The sequence below is a fragment of the [Pseudopropionibacterium] massiliense genome (assembly GCF_900607225.1).
Classification (GTDB): domain Bacteria; phylum Actinomycetota; class Actinomycetes; order Propionibacteriales; family Propionibacteriaceae; genus Arachnia; species Arachnia massiliensis.
Map to the genome: position 1 here is coordinate 661,669 of NZ_LR027842.1, position 22,900 is coordinate 684,568.

Consider the following 22,900-nt stretch of genomic DNA (forward strand, 5'->3'; position numbering starts at 1 on the left):
GGGTAAGTCAGCGGCTCTTCGAACTTGAGGGGCTGCTGGTCGATGAGCTACGGTCAGTTGCAGATACTTGGAGCCGGGCTCTGCCTGCCAAGGTCGCTAGTCCGGTTTCTCAGCCACCGGAGCTCATTGCTGGCATCCAAGACTTCGCACACGATCTGGATCGGGCAAACCCGGGCGAAGGGCCACTCGTAATCCAAGTTGGCGAAGCTGCATGGGCAGTTGACGTCGTAGTGCCGCACCTAGGAAGCGCGGCAGTGTCGGGTTTGACGACACAGAAGGCAGCGGGGTTGACATCAGCCAGTCCCTTCGCCACGCTGGTCGACCTAGTCCAAGATGGAGGGCTTGCCACCGATCATCGAACATCAGTGGAGTCCGCGGTCGTACGACTTCTAGCGCTATTGCCTGCTGGGCAGTTGAAGGTACATCTCTTTGACCCAGTCAAGGTTGGTGCTTCGCTGAAGTTCCTGAGTGATTTGGGTGATGCGACACGTGCAGTCATCGCCGATGTGCGCGTCGTTGCGGCCGATCTAGAGCCACTTCTCGATGATCTGACGCGCCACGTGGCACGTGTTACGCAGCAGTACCTTGGTTCGCGTCATAGCTCGTTGGAGGAGTACAACCGTGCAGCGGGGGAAGTCGCGGAGGCATACCACCTTCTTGTGCTTATGGACTTCCCGACAGGGCGAGTTGACGATGACGTGATGCGCAAGCTCGACACGCTAGTAAAAGCCGGTCCAACATGTGGGGTGTTCACGCTCATCCTCTCATCGGACCCAAGCAGGTATTCATTCGGCTTGCCTGTGTTGCGCAACGAGGTCTGGGATGATCCAGCCAAGATGATCCCTAGGATGCGAGGTGTCCTACCAACGCTCCCTAGCGGGTCTAGTCAGGTTACCGTGGACAACATACGGTCGAAGGACTGGCGTCGGTACATTTTGCTCAGGCCGATCGTGTTCTGGCGCGGGTCCCCGTGGTCTCCCTCGACTTCGTCGGAAGTGCGGCGCCTAGTTGCTCGCCTAGACAGAGACGTCTCGGGAGCCAAGCCCCGGAGCATCAGCCCAGCGGCCACAGCAAAACGCCTTCAAGCGATGCCGGGCCGCGGACGTGACGCTAGCCCCGACGATCCGTCAACCTGGTGGCGCAAGAGTGCAGCCCAAGGCGTAGAGGCAGCAATCGGTGTGACAGGGGATCGTGACGTCGCTACGGTGGTGTTCGAATCTGCCGGTAGCGAGCCGGGGCTCATCATCGGCGGCCAGCCAGGTACGGGAAAATCCGTACTACTACATGCGCTGATTTGCGACCTTGTCCGGAACTACTCGCCACATGACCTCGAACTGTATCTCCTTGATCCAAAACAGGGAGTCGAGTTCAACGTTTACGCGATGGGCAAACTACCCCATGCCAAGGTCATCACCGTCAATTCACCGCCCGAGTCGACGATCCTCGTGCTTGAAGACCTGATTGAACAGATTGCTGAGCGTGGTGAGCTGTTCCGCAATACGCGCACACCTAGTGGGGCCAATCCCGACAAACTCGATGACTATCTATCCGTTCCGGGTGTCCGTCCGCTACCTCGCATTGTCGCGGTTATTGATGAGTTCCAGTTACTCCTTAACACGGGAAGCGACGATACCTCGATGCGCGCATCAGATCTGCTGGACCGTACGATTCGAGAGGGGCGCGCGTTCGGCGTCCATCTGGTTCTTGCCACCCAGAGCCTCCAAGGCATTAGGCACCTGCCTGCGGCGGTCACAAACATGATCGGCTCGAAAATCGTGCTACGCGTCAGTGAAGATGACTCGCGCATCTTCTTGGGCCCACAAGACCTCGACGCCGCCAGACTAGGCAAAGGTAGTGGAAAAGCTATTCTGAAGCGGCCTGGCATTGATAAGCGAGAAATCCAGGTCACCAACGAAACAAAGGCCTCAGCTCACAAGACAGTCAAGGCGCTCGCGTTGAAGGCATCTAATCCTCGGCGTCCAAAGGTGCTTGATTTCTCACGGCTGCGGCCTCCGACAAAGTTGAGTGCGAAGTCTGATGGAGCCAACGGGCTACAGCTGCTGGTTGCGAGGGGGATGGGTGTCTCAGAATCGGTGATGGCTCACCTTCCTCCCAGCGATGACGGACATCTCTTGGTCGTTGCGGGATCTGGCCGAGGAGGCGTCTCTTCTCTCAGCATCGGAACTCTATCGGCGATGCTTGCAACCTGTGTAGTAGCGAAAATTTCCTTCGATGTTGTCGATTTCGGAGACATGCAGACGCCGTTTGACATTGCGTTGGGAAAGATACAGAAGGTGATCGCCAGCCCTCAGCGTAGGTTCGCACGAAGGAACCTGTTTGAGTCGTATCTCGACGAAGCGCGCATGCTTGCCCAGCAGAGCGGTACAAGGGCATCCACTAGGAGGGTCCTATTCCTGACTAACACCCACCGTAGCCGAGACCTAATTGATGGCAGGGATGTTGCATACAAACTGTCAGAACTGCTCGAGGTAGCCGCTACTGGGCGCGTCCATGTCGTGTTGCACAGTGATACAGGCGCCGCCGCTTCACGCATACTGTCCAAAGCCGACATGTTGTGCCAATTCGGCGCCCGTCTTTTCGCGCGAATGGACGCTGACAGTAGCTATCAGCTGCTCGGCTCCAATGAAGCTGAGCGGCTTGTCGGGGATGAACTGCTCCTATGGGAGCAGACAGGCGAGAAGACAAAGGCAGTATCGTTCGCGCCGTTCGACGCAAAAGCTTGGGCGCGGATCGCGCAATGAGTAAGATTGTCGTCGATCCACAAACGCTCCGGGCGCTTCAGCTGACCCTCAAAGCGACCTTGATCAAGGCTATAGACGCGCACCGCTCGACAATGCATGAGATGAGACGGATGCTGTTGACAATCGACGGTGCAGTCAAAGTACGTCAAGCAAAGGTGCACCAATGTGAGAATGCGCTACACGCGTGTCGGCGTTCGGACCGGAACGACTGCTTCGTCGAAGCGGCAGCCCTTGCGGAGGCGCAACGTCGTCTCGCCGCTGCGCTGAGTGCGCAAAGGCAGGCCTCACAGGCCGCCTCAGCCTTTGAATCACGATCTCGTGCATCGCTCAAGCGCTTGGAAGGCATCCAAGCCGAGGGACAACGCTACTTGAGTTTCAAACTCGATAAAGTCAACGCAGTAAACGCCGGAGGAACAGGACCAACTAGTGCAGCCGCCAGCATCGGCTCTATGCTGACCAGCGGACCCGGATCAGAAGGGCTAGGGGCACGCTCCGTCCCCGGTCTGCCGCCTGGATTCACGATGGTCCCGGTCGCCCAAATCGACCAGACTGAGAACCCAATCAACGGACCACAAGACTTCGGCAAGGGATACTCAATCGAAGACCTCGACTACGCATTCGATTTGCTCGAAACTCAGGTGCTACCCGGGCTTGCCAGCGGATCGACGGCATCGAGCTTCGCTGCGACCGACCAAGCCAACGGGAGCTATGGAACTAGGTCCCTGTCGGATACCTTCAGTGGATTCTTCGGCGGTGACGCAATCCGACTTGAACTACGTCCTGACGGTTCATACGCGATTACGAACGGAAGACACCGTATATTCGTCGCAAGCCAGTTCGGGCGGCAGTATGTTCCCGCGCGAGTGACCAGGAGTGCTCCATGCCCCTAGTCAGTCAGCAATCCAGCAACCTTTGGTCCCTCGCTGAACAGATAAAGGCCCGTGCCGAGCAAACACGCTCCACCTTCGCGGACGAGTCCCGTCCCCAGTTTGATCAACGCGTGATCGAGGCAATGAGGACTGAACTTCGCAACTTATCGACCCAAGTCTCCGAGCTCGGCACTGAGCTTGAATGCTCGCTTCGCCTGCTTAACTAGGCGAAGCGCTTATTGCGTCAATCAGAGAAAGGGGAACACGGCGAGACTTATTCACAGGCTGTCTTCCGAATAGTGAAGCTCTAGTCAAGTCGTGTTCGAAGGCGATTGTGAATAACTCTCGCTGTCCATGAAATGTGTACCAGTCCAAACTCTTAATGCCTCATAGTACTTGGTTATGGGCACAATGCGCTCGCTAGAGTCTGAACTGGTCCGTAGGCCACACCGCTAGCCGGTGACGTGTTCACCCGCGATTGATGTTCTCAAGTTGTTGAGCTACGGATGTGAGTCGTTTTTCAAACTCACCAAGTCCTTCCTTAGCAGTGTTGAGTTTTTGTCGAGCATCTCTTAGTAGATCGTCGATCCTGCTCTTATTTGGAACATCGAACCGTAGAGAGTTATAGGCACTTTCTACAGCACGCAGATCGGAGTCGAGTGACTGCTGTGCGCTTCGAGCTTTGGCGGCAGTGTTCCGCAGCTCGGCAGGGTTTCCGCTAACCATCAGGTTCTCCTTTGTCCGGTAGTGCCTTGTTGCCGCTTCGATAAATTGTCAGTTGCTCTGTAGGAGGAGCGGATACCAAGACGAAACGAGACGGCAAGCGGGTAGCTCTCTTCAAGGCGTAGGTACTCCTCATATAGCCGCGCAATCTGTTCTTCGCGGTCTCCGGTCGGAATCCTCACTGGACGGCCTGTGTTTGAGTTAGTGCCAACCCGTCGGGTGTCCGAAATACGCGGATTTTCGTCGTCGAGAAGAGTTTCTATTCGTGCGATAAGCGCTAGGGCGTGCAAGGTTCGTGTGAAGTCAATGTCGCGAATGTCCTTCGCCATGTGCGTTTGCCCGAGTAGACCGAGGGTCAACAGCGTAGCTTCTGAGTCAGAATTCGTGAGCAAGTATCGCCGCCGGAAATCGGGGTCGGTCCTAGCTGACTCAGGAATCTGTGAGCCGCTCGCAAAGATGCCGCCCGCGTTCCAAGTGACATCGACGTTCCACCACTCTCCCCCAAGGTGAACCATATTCCAAGCGTGGTTCATCGAATCGCTGATAACGGACTTTGCCTTGAGGTTGACACGTCGTGCGGATGCCTCAAACAAAGCAGCGAAATCCATGCAAATACCCAACCCCCGCGCGAGGGTCTCTTGGGGAGTCTGTAACCTGCGCGGGTTGGTCGAGAGTGCCCTATCGTGATCGTAGCGAACGCGTTTGACGATGGCGTCGTTGACTCGACAGAGCGCTTCCCAGTCCAACTGGCTCACGTGACTCGGCTTCTCCGCGACCGGCACTGCCAAGGCTCGGCAGCCGTCAAGGTACAGAAGTTTGGTCTTGGGCCTGACAATCGTCGGCACGAGGGAGACAAGACGTGTTGTCTGCAATACAGGACCTCCGTTCAAGCTCTGGACTGACGACCGACGCCATCCTCACCCACACAATAAGCCTACAGCCAATCCCACGTCTATTTTAACGAGGACCTTTGGCAACATCCAACCAGTGTAGTGTATCTCCGCAACCATTTGGCGCCATTCCTCTGGCAAGTTTGTCTCGCCTGAAGGATCGTCGCTCAGAGCGGAGGTGAGGTCCGCGAAGAGCCGCTGTTCAGCAGCAGGTGGGGAACCGCCGTGTGAGCGAGGGGGCGGTGTGCCGGCCCTCAGCGAGCGTGGCAGGTATCGCAACCAGGCGAGTAGCGGGGGACGGGTTGGGGCACTGCTGACCCGCATGAAAATCTTGGCGATTCCCTGAAGGTCAAGACGACCATCTCGAAGTAGCTGGACTGCTATAGGTTTTTGTGGGTGGCAGCGAAAAACTTGGATTGTGATTTAAGTTGCTGTTTCGCTTTCCTCGAATCCTGATGTGTGGTACCCGAGCGAGGAGTGAAGTCTACTCTTATTGCAGTCAGTGTTCAATCTTATAATGTCATATTCTTGAGGCTTATTCACAGGCGACGCATCCGCCAGTAAAACCTTTGGTCAGCGTACGGCCAAAAGGGTTCCGTGAATAAGGTTCAAGGGTTTCCTGCATCTTGGGGGAGGGGTGGGCGATGTGCTGGCTGAGGATCTTTGCCATGAGGGGTCCGTTTTCTGCGATGCGTTTGGCCCAGCTGTTCTCGTCGATTCCCGCCGACCGGGTGAGCTTTTCCAGCAGCGCCGCGCCGTCACCTGCCGCACAGTCGTTGCGGCGCGCCAGGGGAGCCAGGAGCTCGGTGAGGCGTTCGGTGTCCAGGGCGGACTGCCGGGTGGCGTCTCGGAGCGCGTCTGCGACGGTGCTGAGGTCCTGCCGATCCTCGACTAGGTCGGCGATGGTGCGTTCTCGTGTGGTCGCGGGCAGGCCGTCCCGGACGGTGATGTCCTCACGGGGAAGGTCCCGGGTGCGGTACCGGACATCGAGCCGCTGGCTCTGTCGCCGTGTCGGCGAGGTGAACTCGCTCCGAGTGGCCCGGAGGTCTCCGATGCCGTGGAGCTGGGCAGCGGATTCCCCGGAGACGACGATCCCCGGGCGGTCGTCTCGGAGGCGTTCGAGAGCGAGCCTGCGGGGTTCGGTCGCGAGCCACGCCGCCCGGAGTTCCTCGTGCTCCGCAGTCGGGGCGCCGGTGCTGCGGTAGACGCCGTGGATGAGCCGGGCCAGGTGGCCGTCATCGTTGAGCCGCTTGAGGGTCATGTGGTCGATGCCTTGCGCGCGGGCCTGGGCGGTTGTGACCATGCCCCACTGGGATTCGGTCACCTCCGCCAGCTGCTGCAGCGCCACACGTGACTTCATGCTTGAATACTAACTTCCCAATTGTTAGTTTCCAAGGGAAATTTGCATCAGGGGATGGTTGGGAGCGATCCACGAAGGAACTGGACCGGTCGAAGCGTTTCTGATCATCAGCCGAGGTCCCTCACCCACAGCGACTCGCTGCCCGATGTGTTTCCTGTGTTTTCCGCTTCTCCTCGGCGGACCACGGTCCCCTCGACAACACATCCTCAAGGTGCGTCGCCGACAGGTGGGGAACGCTTCAAGGGAACTTGCCGACGGCATGTACGAGGCGCCGGAGCGGCGTCAGCGCCCCGGCCGAGGTGCCAGGACGATCACGCAGGAGATGGTTTGACCGCCCTCCCCGAGGCCGCGGGAAAGGCGTCGCTAGGGTCTTCCGCATGGATCTGGACTGCCAGGAAGCTCTCAAGACGATCATCAAACGCCGCCGCGATGTGCGCGCCGAGTTCACCGGCGACCCCCTGGGCGAGGAGGAGCTCGCCGACCTCTTGAACGCGGCCCACGCCGCCCCGAGCGTGGGCAACAGCCAGCCCTGGGACTTCGTCGTCGTCCGCGACCCCGCTACCCTGGACGCCTTCGCAGAGCATGTCGCGCAGTGCCGACAGGACTACGCCGACTCCCTCGACGGGGAACAGCGGGAGAAGTTCAATCCCATCAAGATCGAGGGCATCCGCGAATCCGGGCTGGGAATCGTCGCAACCTACGATTCGACACGCTTCGGGCCCAACGTCCTGGGACGCCACACCATCAGCGATGCCGGGGTGTTCTCGGTGGTGTGTGCCGTGCAGAACCTGTGGCTGATGGCCACCGCCTTGGACCTCGGGGTCGGGTGGGTGTCGTTCTACCAGGAACCCTTCCTCAAGGAGCTGCTCGGGCTGCCCGAACAGGTGAGGCCGGTCGGCTGGCTGTGCGTGGGTCGCGTGACGAAACTCCAGGAGGTCCCCGACCTGATCCGTTTCGGCTGGAATCACCGCATCGCCCTGGAGGAGGTCGTCCATCATGACCGATGGTGACCTCCCCTGAAGCTGGTCGAGCCGGGTCGCAAGGAACGAGCGGCCCGTGGCGAAACCGCCACCGGCGGTCAAGAAACAGACCCGACCTCAGGGCCTTGGGGGGTGGTCGCCGTGGTTTCGACTCGACCGGCTCGCTGGCGCTCGCGGGTCGGCTCAACCAGCTTCGGGGGTAAAGCTGGTTGAGCCGGGGTGCTAGGAACGAGCAGCCCGTGTCGAAACCATCCGGCGCCCGGTAGGTAGACCCGACCACAAAGCTGTAGCGGTTCACGTCCTTCTCCCCGTGCACGAATCGCGGAGGTTCGACGGTTCAACGCCGGGCGGGCTCAGAGGGTGTGCGCAACAACAGCTTCTGGAGGTGTGGTGACGTTGAACCGGTTTTCTTCCGCATTTCGCGCACAGAATAGGGAGGGGAACCGCGTCCCGCCGTGACCATCTCCCGGCCGGACCGGCATGGCTCGGTCAGTGCCCTGGGGAGCCGTGGAATCATTGACCGCATGGGTCTGTTCGACTTCCTGAGCAAACGCTCCTCCGGGCTGAGCGTCGAGGACGCGGTGCTGGCGCTCAGCAAGGGCGCCGTTCTGATAGACGTCCGCTCCAAGGCCGAGTACGAGGCCGGGCACGCACCCGGCGCCCGGCCGGTCGATCCCAAGGACCTGCACGACCATCCCCTCGACGCCATCCACGGCGGCGACCCCCTGGCCGAGCGCGACTCCGCCGTCGTCGTGATCTGCGACAACGGGCTGCGCAGCTCCATCGCCGCGGCGGAGCTTCGGGAGAAGGGCATCCTCGCGGAGTCGGTCGCGGGCGGGCTGATCGCCTGGGGCCGCGACGGCAACCCGATCATCCCCGGCCCCTACCGCCGCCGATGAAACGCTGGGTGGGTGCCGCCCTCGCGGCGGCCGGGATCATGGCGGGGGTGGCCTACGTCGCGGGGCGCGCCACGATCAACCGTCACGCCGTCGACTACGCCGAGCACTGGCGCCGAGCGGCCACCGACGTTCCCGGGGACGCGATCCACTACGTCGCGCTCGGGGATTCCGCGGCCCAGGGGGTGGGGGCGAGCCGGGTGGAGGCCAGCTACGTGGCGCTGCTCGCGGAACGGATTGCGCGGGCCAGTGGACGGGAGGTGGTGGTGACGAATCTGTCGGTGTCGATGGCCACCAGCCGCGACGTCGTCCGATACCAGCTGCCCCGGCTGGCGGAACTCGACCGCGCACCCGACATCCTCACCCTGGACATCGGGGGCAACGACGTGGTGCTACCGGGAAACACCCTCGAATCCTTCGAGAAACACTTCGTCGACATCCTCACCCAACTGCCCCCGGGCAGTTTCGTCGCGGACGTGCCCTGGTTCACGCTACCCGTGCTGTCCAGGCGGGCGGAGAGGTTCAACGACGCGGTGACCGACCTCATTGCCCTCCACGGACACCACCGGGTCCACGTCCACGAGGCCACCCGGGAGCTCGGGCCGCTGCGCTACCACACCAACACCGCGGCGGACTGGTTCCACCCGAATGACGCCGGCTACCGGGCCTGGGCCGACCTCTTCTGGGAGGCGATCGAATCGTCCGGACACCCGGGTCTGTCAGGTTTCCCCGCGACGGGGCCGCTCGGGTAAACTCAACCCCCGGCCGACCACCCGGTCGGTCGTGCCCTCCTGCCGCGGGAACGACCCGTGGCCGCCAGTCCGAAGGAGGTTGGGCAGTACCCATGCGCAAGTACGAGATCATGGTCCTCGTCGATTCCGACGTCGACGAGCGCCAGGTTCCGGGCCTGATCGAGAAGCACCTCGAGGTCATCACCGCCGGTGGTGGCACGGTCGACAATGTCGACCACTGGGGTCGCAGGCGTCTGGCCTACGACATCAACAAGAAATCCGAGGCGAGCTACGCCGTCCTGCAGGTCACCTGCACCCCGGCGCTGGTCCAGGAGATGGACCGCCTGATGAGCATCGACGAGCGGATCGTCCGCACCAAGGTGCTCCGCCTCGAGAAGTGAGCTTTCAACACTGATGCCGAATCCCCGACCCTGAGGATTTTCTGTCGGGCCGGGCGGCCATAGTGTTGACGAAAGACAAGTCCGATCCCGGAGGAAAACATGGCAGGCGAAACCCAGATCACGCTGGTGGGCAATCTCACCGGAGACCCGGACCTCCGCTTCACCCCCAGCGGTGCCGCGGTGGCCAATTTCACCGTCGCCTCGACGCCCCGCACCTTCGACCGACAAACGGGTGAGTGGCGCGACGGCGAGGCCATGTTCATCAACTGCGCCGTGTGGCGCCAGTACGCCGAACACGTCGCCGAATCCCTCACCAAGGGGATGCGCGTCATCGTGCACGGCAGGCTGAAGTCTCGCAGCTACGAGACCCAGCAGGGCGACCGCCGCACGGTGTTCGAGATTGACGTCGACGAGGTCGGTCCCTCCCTGCGGTACGCCACCGCGCAGGTCACCCGCACCAGTGGTGGGGGCCAGGGCGGCGGGAACTGGCAGGGCAACCAGAACCAGGGTGGCGGACAGAACTACGGCGGCCAGGGCCAGCAGGGGCAGGGTGGTTACGGCAACCAGCCTCAGCAGAGCCAGGGCAACGATCCGTGGGGTAGCAGCGGCGGAGGTTACGGCGGCGGGAACCGGGGCGGTAACGACCCGTGGAACCAGTCGGCCGCGGAGGAACCCCCGTTCTGATCCACCCGCACAACCGACCCGCCGGGTCGGCTGGCACATTCCGTCTCACGACGGGCTTCCCACTGGGCCGGAAAGGCCCGCAAGACTAGGAGAGCACCACAATGGCCGGTCCACAGCGCAAGTCTGTGAACAAGAAGAAGATCATGCCGGTGAAGACCACTCGCGTGGCCAACATCGACTACAAGGACATCGCGACGCTGAAGAGGTTCATCTCGGAGCGCGGCAAGATCCGCGCCCGTCGTGTGACCGGGCTGTCCGTCCAGGACCAGCGCAAGATCGCGCTCGCTGTCAAGAACGCGCGTGAGGTGGCCCTGCTGCCCTACGCCTCGACCGCCCGCTGATCGGAGGAAGAACAGATGAAGCTCATTCTGACCAGCACCGTCGACAAGCTCGGTATCGCCGGCGACATCGTCGAGGTCCGCAACGGCTACGGCCGCAACTACCTCGTCCCCCAGGGCAAGGCCATCGTCTGGTCCCGTGGCGCCGAGAAGCAGATCGAGGGCATCAAACGCGCCCGCGACGCCCGCGAGGTCCGCGGCGTCGAACACGCGCAGGAGCTCCGCACCCAGATCGAGGAACTGACCATCAAGGTTCCGGCCCGCGCCGCCGAGTCGGGTTCGCTGTTCGGTGCCGTCACAGCCGCGAACGTGGCCCTGGCCGTGAAGAAGGCCGGCGGCCCTGCCATCGACAAGCGGTCGGTGTCGTTCGCCAAGCCGGTCAAGACCGTCGGCAACCACGTCGCATCCATCAAGCTGCATCCCGCTGTCACCGCGCGGATCGGTTTCGAGGTGGTTCCCGCCTGAGACCGGGGAAAACCAGCACGGGGGTCCGGGTTCCTTCAGGAACCCGGACCCCCGTGCCATCAACTCCCGGTTTCGGGAAGGCCGGGCGATGCCGGGAGAACCGATGGCTTGGGCAGGGGCGGAACGGGCAGTTCCTCGGCCGGAGGTGTGACCGGTTGCTCCCCGCTTCCCAAGGGGGCGGTGATTCCCCATTCCGCGGGGTCCTGGCAGGAGTCCCCGACACCGTTGCCGTCGAGGTCCTCCTGCATCGGGTTGGAAACCTCCGGGCAGTTGTCGAACTCGTCGGGGATGGTGTCGCCGTCCCGGGTGATGTCCAACAGCGCGGACGCCGTGGCCTGGGCGCCCGAGTCATCCGTGACTCGAACCCGGACGTATCCGCTGATCTGTTGCGAGTAGTTGCGCAGCACGCGTCCGTCGCCGGTGGCCGCGTCAAAGGTGCCATCGCCGTCGAAGTCCCACTCGAACCGGGTGCTCCCTCCCCGTGAGGTGTGGCTCGCCCGGGCATCCAGCACCAGGTTCTCGCCCACTTTTCCCGTATACGGGCCCTGCAGCGTCGCGACGGGGGATTCGGGCATCTCAGCGGTGGAGCGTGCACTGGCCAGGTTCTCCGGATCCTGCATGAGCCTGGCGATCCGGCGATGCCCTGCCAGGTTGGGATGGTACCAGTCGGTGCTGGACCCGGACCGGGACCCGCTGATTCCCCCGTTCTGTCCGTGGTCACCCGAGGATTCCAGGAACTCGTTGATCCAGCGGTGCTTGTTCCTGGTGAACACGCGCGGATCCGGTTCGTGCCCGTCGAAGGCATCCGCGACCTTCTCCATGAACCTCACGCGGCCGGGAAAACGGTTCTCCAGCTCCCCGATGATTCGTCGCTGCTCCCTGATCGCAGCCCACCCCAGGGACCGCACCTCCCGGGCGGCGTCGAACTGTGCCGCACCATCGGGCAGGAGATAGGGACGGTCCAGGGACAGCAGGGGATAGGCCACCAGAAGCACCCGCGACCCCGGGTTGCCGGTCATCCGCTCCGTGATGAGCCGGGCGATCTGCGACTTGAGCCGATCCAGCATCGCAGGGAGCCCCTCCCGGGTTGCCGTGATGCCCTCGCGGCACCTCGGCCCGTTCGCTCCCTCCAACGCGCCGGGAATCCGTGGGCCGAAACAGTTCATGATGATGTCGGTGAACCCCAGCTCGTTCCCGCCGATGGTCAACAGCACCAGATCCGTTCGGGGATCGACGAAATCCGTCTGGGCGCGAATGGTCATCTCGCACTCGTAGACGTAGTGCTCCGTCCACTGCCACGGCGCGTCACTCCTGCGCAGGTTGTATTCGACGGACAGGAGATCATCGCCCGCCGACCGGGCAGAACAGGCATCGGCCTCCTCCAGCCGTTTCCGGGCCTGCTCGATGGAATCGGCGGTCACCTCTTTCGCGGGTTGCCTGGGAAGGACGCGCGGGGAGAACAGGTCGTCGATGTTACCGCCGGAACAGGCGTGGTTCTGATAACTCGTGGCGACACCCTGCGAATTGGCCCAGGATGTGAACAGGGAACCCCAGTTGTTGTTGCTGCGCAGGCAGGAGGGAGGACCCTGGTGGCTTCCGAGGCCGTTTCCCGAGGAATAGGAATCCCCGAGGTGCACGATGGACAGGCTCCGGGGTTCTTCCGTGTCGGAATGCGCGGGTGCCGCTGGTGGGAGCAGCGTGAGAACAACAACCCCCAGAGTCAGCCACGTTCCGAGACCTCGCATCCGCTGCCCTCCGTTCGAGAGGCCGAATCGACAGGACCTTCTTTGTGGTCACTCGACTGCCGATGCCCTGATCGGCGGCGGCAAGAGTATCACGGCGTGCGTGATGGCGGATGATGAATGATCATGGCCCCGGCCCTTGAGCGGGACCGGGGCCACACCTGTGGTCTATGCGTCCGTGCGGGGCAGACCGGGATGGTTCGGGGTCATGGGCCTGTCCTGCGCCGGAACCTCCGGGGCGAGGGACACCGGCGTGGCCGGCTGCGCAGCCGAGTCGGAGGACGCAGGGCTGGACGAGGAGGATTCGGCGGAGGTCTGCTCCTCCGCGCCCGGCGGTTCCTCAGCGCTCCACGTGCCGGAATCCTGGCAGGCATCTCCAACCCCGTTGTGGTCGAGATCCTCCTGCTGCGGGTTCGAGACCGTCGGACAGTTGTCGAACTCGTCCGGAACGGTGTCGCCGTCCTGGGTGACGTCGAGACGAGCGGATGTGATGGACTGGCGACCGTTGCTGTCGGTCACCCGGACCTTCACGAAACCGTTGTCCACCGCATCCGTGTACGCATGGGTCGTTGAACCGGTGGTGGTCGTCGTGTCGTAGTTCCCGTCCCCGTCGAAGTCCCACTCGAACTGGGCCACCTGACCGTCGAACGCGTAGCTTCCGCGGGCATCCAGTTCCAGATCCTCACCGATCTTTCCCATGTACGGTCCCTGGAGCGTGGCAACCGGGGCATCGAGCAGAGCGTCGATCTTCGCGGTGGTCGTGCTCTCCAGCTCGGCACCATCCGTCACCGTGAGAGTGCTGGTCTCGGCTCCCTGGCTCCCGGAGGTCTCCTGCGGCGATGCGCCGGCTCCGGTGTCGATGGTCAGCACCTGTGTGGTGGAACCCGCATCCGCCGTGGGAACGATGTTCTTGGCGCGCGACTCCTCCACGGAGCTCTCGCCGCTAACCATGACCGTGGTGTGACGCACCCCGGAACGCCAGTCCAGGGAAGCGGTGGATTCCTCCGCGGATCCCGTGGCGGCCTGGGTGGGATCCAGCTTCGTGACCGCATCGAGGAAGGTGGTGGTGTCCGCTGTGAAGGGTTGCGCCACCCGGTGCTGGCCGGTGGTGTCCGTGGCGATGAGCGCGAAGCGGGCGGAACTCGTCTCGGCGGCGACCTTGTTGGTGGCGGAGGAGACAGTTGCCCGGACCTGATCGATCTGGGTCGAGAGGGGGCTGTTGGCGTTGATGACGAAAGCCATGTCCATGTTCCCGCGGCGGTCGCCGATCTCCTGGGCGCTGGTCGTGTTGGAAGCGCTCTGGGTGAGCTTGGACATCTCGCGATGCCCGATCAGGTTCGGGTGGTACCAGTCCGAGGGTGTCCTCGAGAAGTTGCTTTTGACCTTGTTGTCGGAGCCGTAGTCCCCTTCGGTTTCCAGGAACTCGTTGATCCAGCGGGAATCATTCTCCGTGAACGCCCGGGGATCGGGTTCGTGTCCGGCGAAGGCCGCCGGGGCGCCCTCGACGAACGTCACGCGACCGGGGAACGTGGCCTCGAGCTCACCGATGACCCGTTTCTGCTCGGTGATCGCCAACTGGCCGAGTTCCCTGATTCCGCGAGAGGCGTCGAAGCGGACACCGTCGTTGTTCAACACGTAGGCCCGGTCCGTGGAAAGGAGGGGATAGCTCAGGAGCACCACCTTGGAGGTCGTGCTCCCTGTCATCCGGGTGGTGATCAGCTGGGCGATGTTCTCCTTGAGCTTGTTCAACGTGCTCGGAAGGTTGGTCTTGGCGGAGGCGATGTCGTCACGGCACTTCACGGCGTGGGCGCCGTCCAGGATGAAGGGAATCTTGGGGCCGAAGCAGTTGCTCATCAGGTGGGAGAACCCGAGGTCGTTCCCTCCCATCGTCAGCAGCACGAGATCGGTCTGGGGACCGACGAAATCCGCCTGCGCACGAATCGTTATCTGGCACTCGTAGGTGTAGTCCTTGGCCCAGGGCCACCAACTGTTGTTCTTCTTCAGGTGGTAGTCGACCGACAGGAAGTCGTCGCCGACGGCTCGGGTGGAACAGGCGTCGGAGGACTCGAGCTTGGCCTTGGCGTCCTCCACGGAGCTGGCGCTCACCCCCTTGGCGGACTGTTTGGGTAGGGTGCGGGAGGAGAACAGATCTCCTATTGTTCCTCCCGAGCAGGCGCGATTCTGATAACTGGCCGCGATACCCTGCGAGTTGACCCAGGAAGCGAAGATGGCCCCCCAGTTCCGACCGCTGCGCCGGCAATCGGCAGGACCGTGATAATCTCCCGCCCCGTTCCCGGCGGAATAGGAGTCACCGAGGTGGACGATCGAGAGGCTCTTGGGCTTCTGACCCTCCGAGTGGGCGGGCGTTGAGCCGGCGAGTAACAATAAGAACGCGGCGCCCAGAACCAGCCATGGTTTGATGTGCTTCTTCATGACATCCCTTTCATTGAATCATGAAATTTTGTCCTGGAAGTTCCGCTTGACCTGCTCGAAATTGTTGAACATTCAGCCGACAGCGCAATGAGCCTCGCGATGCAGGCCAGACGGCGTGGCGAGTTTGCCATGTGGCCATCTCTTCTGCGAAACGACCGCACTGCGACTTGCCATTGCAACACGCTAGCAGGAAAAGGGTGCGGCGGGAACGGATCGGAAAGAACTTCAGAAAGACGGGACGCTGCACATTTCATGACCGGTGTTGGAAGGATCCCGGGCCGGGGCCGGTATTTCGTGGTCCCGGCCTCGGTGGTGTCACATCAGGGTGGGGGTCAGCTGGCGGAGAGGATGCTGCGGCCCCTCGCACCATGTGGCAGGAGGCCGTGGGGTGAGGAACCGCACCCGCAACAGGTCCCGGAGCGCATCCATGGTGAGGCCTTGGACGCTCAGGCTGACCTGGAAGTCCATCGCCTCGCAGGTGAAGGTGAGAATGTCCTCCGCCGTTGTGGTGTCGACCTGCCGCAGCGGCATTGTCAGCCCCAGGCCGGTGCGTTTGACCGTCGCTTCCTTCCGGGTCCACAGTGCGCTGAGATCATTCTTGCGCTGCAGATGCCCCCCGAGGCGGCGTTCTCTTGGTGCCGCCATGTAATGAAACAGATCCTGCTCGAACGGGACGGGGCCCGATATGTCGACCCCCACCGGCGTCGGGGCCAGTGCGCAGGCGCACAACGCCGAGTCGTGGGACCAACTGAAGTGCAGGCCGGTGTTCGTGCTGAATTTCGGTTTTCCGAACCTGCCCACCGTGATCTCCGGTAACGGGCCACGGTGGCGTTCCGCCCACAGTTTTTGAAGCTGTGCGAACACCACGACGCTCGTGTAGCGGTCCACTCTCCGGTCGTAGCGGTCGCTTCGTTCCTGTCGCTCGTGTGGCAGCAGTGATTTCAGGATTCTGAACGAGTGCGCATCGAGCGCGTCGGCGTCGGTGATGACAAGATCGACCGTCATGTCGCCTTCTCCAGGATCAGGCACGTGTTGTGTCCCCCGAAACCCAGTGACAGGGAGACAGCGCGTGCGAGTGTGGTTTTTCTGGAGGCCGTCAGTACAACATCGATGTCGATGTGTGGATCCAGCTCTGATGTGCCGACCGTGGGCGGTACCTCGTCACGCAGCAGGGCGAGGATCGATGCGATCGTCTCCAGCGCTCCTGCCGCACCCATGAGGTGACCGGTCATTGATTTCGTCGAGGTCACGGGGGAGCCGGGGCCGAACGCCCGGGCGATGGCCCGGGACTCCATGCGGTCGTTCTTGACGGTGCCCGTGCCATGCGCGTTGATGTGCACGGTCCCCGAACCGGGACCCGCCTCTGCCAGGGCGTCGTCGATGGCCCGGTCCACGGCTGCCCCGTCGTCGGACGGGGCCGTGATGTGAAACGCATCCGTGGTGTTTCCGTAACCCGTGATCCGTGCCAGGACCGTGGCGCCGCGGGCCCTGGCGTGGTCCTCCCGTTCCAGGACCACGGCCGCACCACCCTCGCCCATGACGAAACCCGTCCGGGCCTTGTCGAAGGGAAGGCTCGCACGATCGGGATCACCGACCGGGGTGAGCGCTCGCAGGTTCTGGAATCCAGCCATGGCCAGTCGGGTTCCCAGCATCTCCGCCCCACCGCACACCATGGCATCGGCATAGCCGTGACGGATGGCTCGTGCGCCTTCACCGATGCTCATGGCACTCGACGCACATGCCGCCACATGGGCCAGGGACGGGCCGTGTGCCCCCAACTCGATGGCCGCCATTGCGGCCAGGGCGTTGGTTGTCCACTTGGGGATCAACAGGGGAGAGACCCGGTGAGGTCCTGTTCGTCGCAGGGTGTCGCACTCGCCCACGACTGTGGTGGCGCCTCCCAGGCCCGAGGTGAGATAGACGCCGAGCCGGAACGGATCGACCTGCCCGAGCACACCTGCTTGGGCGACGGCCTCGCGAACAGCGGCCAGGCCGAAAGTGGTGTAGGGATCCTGCCTGCGAAGTTCCAAGGCCGAGAAGTGGCTCTCCGGCTCGAATCCCGCCACAGGAGCGTAGACCTGAACGTTCAGGCCCTCTCTTCGTTCCTCGGGGAGGGCAACGATGCCGTGGTGTCCTTGGAACAGGTTTTCTTCGAACTCGCCAGTGGTGGCGCCGAGAGGGCTCACGACGCCCATGCCGGTGATGACCACGTCATGCATGAGGGCTCCTCAGCCTGCAGCCTCTTCGACGCAGTCGAAGAGATCCTGCACGGTCGTGACGTTGTCGGTGAACTGAATGGTCTGCCCCAGTTCGTCTTCCAGTTTCATGGCGAACTCGAAGACTCCGATCGAATCGAGCCCCACAGCGTCCATGTCATCGGCGAGGGTGAGCGTCTCCGGGGTGCGGGTGGTGAATTCGGCCAGTGCAGTGATGAAGTCGATTTCGGTCATGATGGTTTCTCCTCGTGTCGTGGGGGGTGGGTGTCAGGGGTGCCCTCACGGCGGTTTTCCGGATGGTGAGGGCGCAACCGGCCATCGGGTCAGGGGCGGGATGCTCCTGATCCGTGGTTCGGGGTGTCCTGGTAGGGGCCGGGTCTAGAAGCCGAGGCCTCGCAGCCAGGCCAGGAGGTCGTCCTCGCGCTGCGTGGCCTGTTCGGGATGCCAGCGGCTCATGGAACGCGAGGCGACGAGTCGCCCGTCCTTCAGGTACACCACCCGGTCCGCGCGGGCCGCGCACGCCGGGTCATGGGTGACCATGACGATGGTTCGCCCCTCGGCATGGACACCGGACAGGGCATCCATGACCTCGACCGTCATGGAACTGTTCAGGGCTCCGGTGGGTTCGTCGGCGAACACGATGGCCGGTTCACCAGCCAGCGCCCGGCAGATGGAGGCACGCTGGAGCTGCCCGCCGGAGACCTCCGTGATCCCGTGCTGTTTGACGTGCCCGATACCGAACCGGTCGAGCAGCGCATCCACACGGGTGGCCGCTTCGCCGGCTCTTCTCGGATCGGCCTTGAGCGCGGGAAGCAGCACGTTGTCGCGGATGGTGAGATTGGACAGGAAGTACGCCTGCTGGAACACGAAACCCATGCGGGTCAGACGAACCCGGCTCATCTCCTTGTCGTTGAGACCGGTCAGGTCCCGTCCCTCGAGACGCACCGTTCCCGTGGTGGGTCGGTCCATGCCGCTGATGCTGTAGAGCAGGGTCGACTTGCCGGACCCGGAGGCCCCCATGATGACCAGGAATTCTCCTTCGGTCACCTGGAGATCGACCCCGTGGAGAACCTGGGTCGGCGGGTCGGTGGTGGTGTAGGTCTTGGTGATCTCGGTGCAGTCGAGTGTGATGGTTGGCATGATCGTCTCTCTTACTTGTTGAGCCATTCGCTGGATTCGCCGCGACGCAACCCGGCGGTGAGCGGCACGGAGGCGAGGAAGCCAACCGTGATGAGGAGCAGGGGGTAGCCGATGTAGACCAGCAGCGGATCGGGGATGAAACTCAGACTGGTCAGGCCGATGCCGGTCAGCGAGATCAGCCCGCTGATCAGTCCTTCCCCGAGAGTGGCCGCGAACACCGTGCCGATGACGGTGCCGACCGCCACGGTGAGCACGGTCTTGAGTCTGACCTGGCTGATGAGCTCGTTCCTGGAGAACCCGAGCGCGGACAGCACACCCATTCGACGGCGTTCCCGGGTGAGCCGCAGCTTCAGGAACAACCCGGTGATCAGGGCGGCCACCGCCAGGCCGAAGACGAGCGACAGCAGAGCGGCGCTGCGGAACGCGTCGGTCACGTATGACAGGGTCTGTTTCACGTATTCCTGCATCGGAACGATGCTCGCGTGCTTGTACTGTGAGTCGTATTCCGCCGCGATCGCCATGGGGTCAGCGCCACCGACCGTCTCGGCGTAGATGACGTAGCTTGCTGCTCCCTCCGTGACGGCGCCCTGCATCTTGGCGGTGTGGCCGCCGCTGGTGACGTCCTGGTAGGTGCCCGAGATCGTGACGGTGCTCGGTTTCCCATCGAGCCTGATGGTCATGGTGTCACCGGCCTTGACGTTGTATTTCCTCGCGTTCAGCACGGACAGTGCAATTTGACCGTTGGCCGGGCGGCTGCCGGTGAGGAAGTTCACGGTGTTGGCCGAGTAGTCACCGACCTCCACGCGCAGCGTCTCCCAGCCTTCTTTCCCCTGGGTCTCGTACAGGACGTTCGCGTAGGTCCGGATGTTGGTGAGGCGCTGGTCATTCTCCAACGCCCTCACGAGCGTGCCACGTGTGGCCTCGACTTCTTTCGAGAACTGCACGTCGGCGCGGATGTCGGATTCGGGAGCCCCCATGTAGGTGACGAACCGTGGGCTGGAGAAGGTACTGAGCAGGTTCATGGGGAGGATCAGCAACAGTGAGGTCAGGAAGAACACCAGGGGAATGAGGATCCACTGTCCCATCTCGGCGCGCAGATCCGCCAAGGACAGGCGCTGGTTGATGCTGCCGTGTCCTGCGCTCAGACTGGTGCTGCGCGCCCTGCGAGCCAGCTTCGCAGCTTTCCTCGCGGTCTGCCGGTCATTCAGGGTGCTGCCGTGCACCAGGGCGTTGACCACCTCGATGCGACGGATCCCGCGCAGGATGCCGCGGCAGATTCCGACGACGAGGAGATACACCAGTGCCAGGGCGATCACGGGTGTCAGTACGGTGGCCGGGCCGGGAGCCGAAGCGGAGTAGTTCTTGACGATGCTGGCCGTCAACAGATTCGTGGCGAGGATGCCGAGCAGCCCGCCGATGACGCATGCCAGGAACGCCATGATGCTGTACTTGCCCAGGTAGAGCCCCGTGACCGCTCGCGCGGGGAGCCCGATGGCTCGCATGACACCGATCTCACGGACCTCGTCCTCCATGGCTCCCCGGATGACGAAACGCAGGTTGATCAGGGCGATCAGCACCAGCAGGAGGCTGGCGAAGACCAGCGCCACCGCGACGAGCCCGTCGCTGAACGCGTTGATCAGGCGGATCATGTCGAACGTGACGGCCGGGCCGTTGCGGGGAAGGGAGTGGTCCGAGTCGTATGCCGTCTGCAAGGCACTGGCCTTGGACGCATCCGCGAGCCGGTACTCAGCGATGATCTCGCTGCTCCCCCCGCCCGCGGAACCGAGGGCGGCGAAGTCGTCGGGCGAGATGACGAACCGGGTCGCGGAGGACAGTGAGGAGGCCATCTGGGAGTCGCGGACGAAACCCGAGATCGTGAAGTCACGGGGCCCTGTGTCCGTCTGGACCGAAAGGGTGTCGCCGACTCGGAGGCCGAACTTGTCCTGGTAGGCAACGGGGACGTAGATCTCTCCTCTGCCCGGTTCCACGACGGTGCCCGAGGCGTCCAGCAGGTGGTCGAATTTCTTGTTCTGCGTGATGAACAGGTTGTCGATGAGGCTCGCGGCCAGGCTCCCGGATTCACCTGTCGAGGACCGGGACCATGTCAGGGAGGAGGAGTCGTAACCCACCATGTCCTCGATGAACCACGAATCGATCTCGGGATGCGCGGCTGCGAAGTCGTCGAGGGCCTTGGTGTCGTAGTCCCCGGTGTGCATCTGCAGGAAATGAGGTGGTTTGGCCTCCCCGAAGAGCTGGTCGATGCCGCCGAGGAGGCGTTCCATCACCATGCAGCCGGTTGCCATGAGGAAGGCGCTGAGGACCAGGATGGCCATCAGGGCCGTGTTGACACCCCAGTTCCTTTTCAGGTCGTTGCGGGAGTACCGCAGATACAAACGGTCTTTCATGCCAGGCTCCAGACGCCGGGGATCAGTAGGGACATCCACGTCAGGACGACGTGGTAGATCACGTCAAGCACTATGTTGCCAATTTCCACCCAGTCCGTGGTGCCATTCTCGCGATGTTTCCGGACAACTTCCTGGGTGTGGGTCCACAGTCCGCTCGCACCGTAGATGTAGAGGGTGATGAGAGCGGCGGCCCAGAAATTGCCCTGGAACCAGATGGTGAGTACGCCCATGATCCCGAGGCCGAGCTGCTGGAAACCGTATTTGATCTGGTAGGGGCTCGTTGCCCAACCGAGTTTCTCCGCCGTCTGTCCGGGCGTGATGACGTTGGTGAAGAATCCGATGACGGCCAGGAGTCCGTGGGTCACCGCGAACTGGTGCAGCAGCAGCGTGTGCATGATGACGGCGGTCCCGGACGGGAAGCCGGCCAGGGCCAGTTGCGCCAGGCCGGTGATGACGCCGAGCCCTATGAGTACGAGGATCCACATGTCACGCGCCTTTCTTCTCGGTGGGAGGCAGGTTGCTCTGGAGGGAACGAATGCTGCGGGCACGGGGGATCGCAACCGCCATGCCGATCAGGAGGACTCCGACGATCATGAACATGAACCCGATGCCGCGCGAGGTGCCGACTCCGATGAGGCCACCCAGGGAGTTCGCCAGTGCGCCGTCCTCGCGGAGCAGGGGATTGAAAACGCTGTCGGCGAGGACACCGGAGACCGCATAGGCCAGGACGTAGCCGAGCTGGGAGATCAGGCCCATGAGACCCCAGACCTTGCCCTGGGTTTCGTTGGGTATGGAGGATCTGGCGATGACCTCGATGCTCGTGTTGAGTGGGGGAAGGGTCATGAAGAAGGCGAAGGCGAGCACGCCGATGGCCAGAACGCTGGTGGTGGTTCCCAGGAAGAAGATGAGAACACCACCTGCTGCCAGGAAACACGTGATGTAGGTGAGGTGGACCCCCTTCATGTTGAACACGCCGATGATCAGGCTCGCAACAACCATGCCCACGGCTGCGACGGAACGGACCACGCCGAGCGTGGATTCGTCCGTGAGATCGAGCAGCATCGGGGTGAGCAGGGTCTGCAGGAAGCCCATGCAGAACGTGACCACTGTGATCAGGGCCATCAACACGGTGATGCCAGAATGCTGGCGCAGAAAGCTGATTCCTTGCCGGAAGTCAGCCCAGAAGCCGGTTGTCGTGCGGCGGGGCGGGGTTTTGACGGTTCGCCACACCAGCAGCATGCACGCCACCGTCAGAACCATGGTGGCGATGTCGATCGTGAGCACCGCCGTGATCCCGGAGGAGGCCATCAGCAGGCCGGCAATGGCAGGGGAGATCAGGTACTGGGAAGCGGAGGCCAACTGGACCAGTCCGCCGGCCCGGGCGTACTGCCCGGGGGTGAGCAAGTCGGTGACGGTGGCCCGATAGGCGGGATCCATGACAGAGCTGAACACCGAGCTCAGCGCCACGCATGCGCAGATGACGGGAACGCTTGCGAAATCGGTGTGGAAGGCGACGATCAGGGCGAGCAGGCCGAGTGCGGAGAAGGTGTCGCCGAAGATCATCAGGAGGCGGCGGTCATATCGGTCGGCGAGCACACCCCCGAACGGGGACAACAGCAGCGACGGCAGGAAAGCAGCCAGTGTGACGAGTGACACGGCGGTGCTCAGGCCCGACTGCTGATAGACGTAGACCCCGAGCCCGAAGGCCGTGAGCCCGTTTCCAACCCTGGCCACCAGCTGGGCGGCCCAGATCACCATGAAGCTGCGGAAATTGCGGTGGGAATGGGTGTCGGTGTGTGGGCTGGGTGACGGGGTGCCGGACAGGATTTCAGCATCCTCGGGTAAATGGGTGGCGACGCTCATGG

General features: G+C 62.8%; 21 protein-coding genes. 9 read left to right on the forward strand and 12 right to left on the reverse strand.

What is annotated here, in order from left to right:
* Positions 1 to 1,178: 1,178 nt before the first annotated feature.
* Positions 1,179 to 2,762: an FtsK/SpoIIIE domain-containing protein gene (locus E0E39_RS15660; RefSeq protein ID WP_165444611.1), complete on the forward strand. Its 1,584-nt coding sequence runs from the start codon at positions 1,179 to 1,181 to the stop codon at positions 2,760 to 2,762.
* Positions 2,759 to 3,652, forward strand: coding sequence for a hypothetical protein (locus tag E0E39_RS02755; RefSeq protein WP_130873373.1), 894 nt, complete (start codon positions 2,759 to 2,761; stop codon positions 3,650 to 3,652). Before E0E39_RS15660 ends, E0E39_RS02755 begins: the two co-directional genes overlap by 4 nt.
* A 447-nt stretch (positions 3,653 to 4,099) precedes the next feature.
* Here the strand turns inward: E0E39_RS02755 and E0E39_RS02760 are convergent, their stop codons facing one another.
* From E0E39_RS02760 to E0E39_RS02770, 3 genes are all read right to left on the reverse strand, one after another.
* On the reverse strand, positions 4,100 to 4,357 hold the full coding sequence (locus E0E39_RS02760; protein WP_130873374.1) for a hypothetical protein: 258 nt from the start codon (positions 4,355 to 4,357) through the stop codon (positions 4,100 to 4,102).
* On the reverse strand, positions 4,357 to 5,199 hold the full coding sequence (locus tag E0E39_RS02765; RefSeq protein ID WP_207302392.1) for a transglutaminase domain-containing protein: 843 nt from the start codon (positions 5,197 to 5,199) through the stop codon (positions 4,357 to 4,359). Before E0E39_RS02765 ends, E0E39_RS02760 begins: the two co-directional genes overlap by 1 nt.
* 580 nt (positions 5,200 to 5,779) lie before the next feature.
* Complete coding sequence (locus tag E0E39_RS02770) at positions 5,780 to 6,604, reverse strand: type IV toxin-antitoxin system AbiEi family antitoxin domain-containing protein (protein WP_130873376.1); 825 nt, start codon at positions 6,602 to 6,604, stop codon at positions 5,780 to 5,782.
* A gap of 377 nt (positions 6,605 to 6,981) precedes the next feature.
* On the opposite strand from E0E39_RS02770, the gene bluB reads away from it, so the two are divergent.
* The 7 genes from bluB to rplI all read left to right on the forward strand — a co-directional run bounded on the left by bluB (position 6,982) and on the right by rplI (position 11,099).
* The gene (gene bluB / locus E0E39_RS02775) at positions 6,982 to 7,614 is read left to right on the forward strand and encodes a 5,6-dimethylbenzimidazole synthase (protein ID WP_130873377.1); all 633 of its coding nucleotides are present in this window, start codon (positions 6,982 to 6,984) and stop codon (positions 7,612 to 7,614) included.
* A 494-nt stretch (positions 7,615 to 8,108) separates the two neighbouring features.
* Entirely contained in the window at positions 8,109 to 8,483 is a 375-nt protein-coding gene (locus E0E39_RS02780; protein WP_130873378.1) for a rhodanese-like domain-containing protein, read from the forward strand.
* The gene (locus tag E0E39_RS02785) at positions 8,480 to 9,232 is read left to right on the forward strand and encodes an SGNH/GDSL hydrolase family protein (RefSeq protein ID WP_130873379.1); all 753 of its coding nucleotides are present in this window, start codon (positions 8,480 to 8,482) and stop codon (positions 9,230 to 9,232) included. Before E0E39_RS02780 ends, E0E39_RS02785 begins: the two co-directional genes overlap by 4 nt.
* 92 nt (positions 9,233 to 9,324) lie before the next feature.
* Positions 9,325 to 9,612 carry a 30S ribosomal protein S6 gene (rpsF, locus tag E0E39_RS02790; protein ID WP_130873380.1) on the forward strand — a complete coding sequence of 96 codons (288 nt, stop codon included), beginning with the start codon at positions 9,325 to 9,327 and terminating at the stop codon, positions 9,610 to 9,612.
* Positions 9,613 to 9,711: 99 nt separating this feature from the next.
* Positions 9,712 to 10,296: a single-stranded DNA-binding protein gene (locus E0E39_RS02795; protein ID WP_130873381.1), complete on the forward strand. Its 585-nt coding sequence runs from the start codon at positions 9,712 to 9,714 to the stop codon at positions 10,294 to 10,296.
* Positions 10,297 to 10,397: 101 nt separating this feature from the next.
* Positions 10,398 to 10,637, forward strand: coding sequence for a 30S ribosomal protein S18 (gene rpsR, locus E0E39_RS02800; RefSeq protein WP_014847330.1), 240 nt, complete (start codon positions 10,398 to 10,400; stop codon positions 10,635 to 10,637).
* A 15-nt stretch (positions 10,638 to 10,652) separates the two neighbouring features.
* Entirely contained in the window at positions 10,653 to 11,099 is a 447-nt protein-coding gene (rplI, locus tag E0E39_RS02805; RefSeq protein WP_130873382.1) for a 50S ribosomal protein L9, read from the forward strand.
* A gap of 59 nt (positions 11,100 to 11,158) precedes the next feature.
* Here rplI and E0E39_RS02810 read toward each other — a convergent pair whose 3' ends face one another.
* The 9 genes from E0E39_RS02810 to E0E39_RS02850 form a co-directional block, all read right to left on the reverse strand.
* The gene (locus E0E39_RS02810) at positions 11,159 to 12,844 is read right to left on the reverse strand and encodes a PKD domain-containing protein (RefSeq protein WP_207302393.1); all 1,686 of its coding nucleotides are present in this window, start codon (positions 12,842 to 12,844) and stop codon (positions 11,159 to 11,161) included.
* A 165-nt stretch (positions 12,845 to 13,009) separates the two neighbouring features.
* Entirely contained in the window at positions 13,010 to 15,274 is a 2,265-nt protein-coding gene (locus E0E39_RS02815; protein ID WP_130873383.1) for a PKD domain-containing protein, read from the reverse strand.
* A 315-nt stretch (positions 15,275 to 15,589) separates the two neighbouring features.
* Positions 15,590 to 16,279, reverse strand: coding sequence for a 4'-phosphopantetheinyl transferase family protein (locus tag E0E39_RS02820; RefSeq protein WP_130873384.1), 690 nt, complete (start codon positions 16,277 to 16,279; stop codon positions 15,590 to 15,592).
* On the reverse strand, positions 16,276 to 17,493 hold the full coding sequence (locus E0E39_RS02825) for a beta-ketoacyl-[acyl-carrier-protein] synthase family protein (RefSeq protein ID WP_130873385.1): 1,218 nt from the start codon (positions 17,491 to 17,493) through the stop codon (positions 16,276 to 16,278). The genes E0E39_RS02820 and E0E39_RS02825 overlap by 4 nt, the downstream gene beginning before the upstream one ends.
* Positions 17,494 to 17,502: 9 nt before the next feature.
* A complete protein-coding gene (locus E0E39_RS02830) occupies positions 17,503 to 17,724 on the reverse strand; it encodes an acyl carrier protein (RefSeq protein WP_130873386.1) in 222 nt (73 codons plus the stop codon).
* A 144-nt stretch (positions 17,725 to 17,868) separates the two neighbouring features.
* Positions 17,869 to 18,630: an ABC transporter ATP-binding protein gene (locus tag E0E39_RS02835; protein WP_130873387.1), complete on the reverse strand. Its 762-nt coding sequence runs from the start codon at positions 18,628 to 18,630 to the stop codon at positions 17,869 to 17,871.
* Positions 18,631 to 18,641: 11 nt separating this feature from the next.
* A complete protein-coding gene (locus E0E39_RS02840; RefSeq protein ID WP_130873388.1) occupies positions 18,642 to 21,035 on the reverse strand; it encodes an ABC transporter permease in 2,394 nt (797 codons plus the stop codon).
* The gene (locus tag E0E39_RS02845) at positions 21,032 to 21,520 is read right to left on the reverse strand and encodes a DUF6790 family protein (protein ID WP_130873389.1); all 489 of its coding nucleotides are present in this window, start codon (positions 21,518 to 21,520) and stop codon (positions 21,032 to 21,034) included. Before E0E39_RS02845 ends, E0E39_RS02840 begins: the two co-directional genes overlap by 4 nt.
* Before the next feature lies 1 nt (position 21,521).
* Positions 21,522 to 22,898, reverse strand: a complete 1,377-nt coding sequence (locus E0E39_RS02850; protein WP_130873390.1) for an MFS transporter — start codon at positions 22,896 to 22,898, stop codon at positions 21,522 to 21,524.
* Positions 22,899 to 22,900 lie beyond the last annotated feature (2 nt).

Excerpts from the sequence above, each read along its gene's own strand:
- bluB (WP_130873377.1), top strand. The coding sequence starts at position 6,982 with ATGGATCTGGACTGCCAGGAAGCTCTCAAGACGATCATCAAACGCCGC.
- E0E39_RS02850 (WP_130873390.1), bottom strand. The coding sequence starts at position 22,898 with ATGAGCGTCGCCACCCATTTACCCGAGGATGCTGAAATCCTGTCCGGC.
- E0E39_RS02830 (WP_130873386.1), bottom strand. The coding sequence starts at position 17,724 with ATGACCGAAATCGACTTCATCACTGCACTGGCCGAATTCACCACCCGC.
- E0E39_RS02755 (WP_130873373.1), top strand. The coding sequence starts at position 2,759 with ATGAGTAAGATTGTCGTCGATCCACAAACGCTCCGGGCGCTTCAGCTG.
- rpsR (WP_014847330.1), top strand. The coding sequence starts at position 10,398 with ATGGCCGGTCCACAGCGCAAGTCTGTGAACAAGAAGAAGATCATGCCG.
- E0E39_RS02760 (WP_130873374.1), bottom strand. The coding sequence starts at position 4,357 with ATGGTTAGCGGAAACCCTGCCGAGCTGCGGAACACTGCCGCCAAAGCT.
- rpsF (WP_130873380.1), top strand. The coding sequence starts at position 9,325 with ATGCGCAAGTACGAGATCATGGTCCTCGTCGATTCCGACGTCGACGAG.
- E0E39_RS02810 (WP_207302393.1), bottom strand. The coding sequence starts at position 12,844 with ATGCGAGGTCTCGGAACGTGGCTGACTCTGGGGGTTGTTGTTCTCACG.
- E0E39_RS02825 (WP_130873385.1), bottom strand. The coding sequence starts at position 17,493 with ATGCATGACGTGGTCATCACCGGCATGGGCGTCGTGAGCCCTCTCGGC.
- rplI (WP_130873382.1), top strand. The coding sequence starts at position 10,653 with ATGAAGCTCATTCTGACCAGCACCGTCGACAAGCTCGGTATCGCCGGC.
- E0E39_RS02770 (WP_130873376.1), bottom strand. The coding sequence starts at position 6,604 with ATGAAGTCACGTGTGGCGCTGCAGCAGCTGGCGGAGGTGACCGAATCC.
- E0E39_RS02780 (WP_130873378.1), top strand. The coding sequence starts at position 8,109 with ATGGGTCTGTTCGACTTCCTGAGCAAACGCTCCTCCGGGCTGAGCGTC.
- E0E39_RS02795 (WP_130873381.1), top strand. The coding sequence starts at position 9,712 with ATGGCAGGCGAAACCCAGATCACGCTGGTGGGCAATCTCACCGGAGAC.
- E0E39_RS02835 (WP_130873387.1), bottom strand. The coding sequence starts at position 18,630 with ATGCCAACCATCACACTCGACTGCACCGAGATCACCAAGACCTACACC.
- E0E39_RS02815 (WP_130873383.1), bottom strand. The coding sequence starts at position 15,274 with ATGAAGAAGCACATCAAACCATGGCTGGTTCTGGGCGCCGCGTTCTTA.
- E0E39_RS02840 (WP_130873388.1), bottom strand. The coding sequence starts at position 21,035 with ATGAAAGACCGTTTGTATCTGCGGTACTCCCGCAACGACCTGAAAAGG.
- E0E39_RS02785 (WP_130873379.1), top strand. The coding sequence starts at position 8,480 with ATGAAACGCTGGGTGGGTGCCGCCCTCGCGGCGGCCGGGATCATGGCG.
- E0E39_RS02845 (WP_130873389.1), bottom strand. The coding sequence starts at position 21,520 with ATGTGGATCCTCGTACTCATAGGGCTCGGCGTCATCACCGGCCTGGCG.
- E0E39_RS02820 (WP_130873384.1), bottom strand. The coding sequence starts at position 16,279 with ATGACGGTCGATCTTGTCATCACCGACGCCGACGCGCTCGATGCGCAC.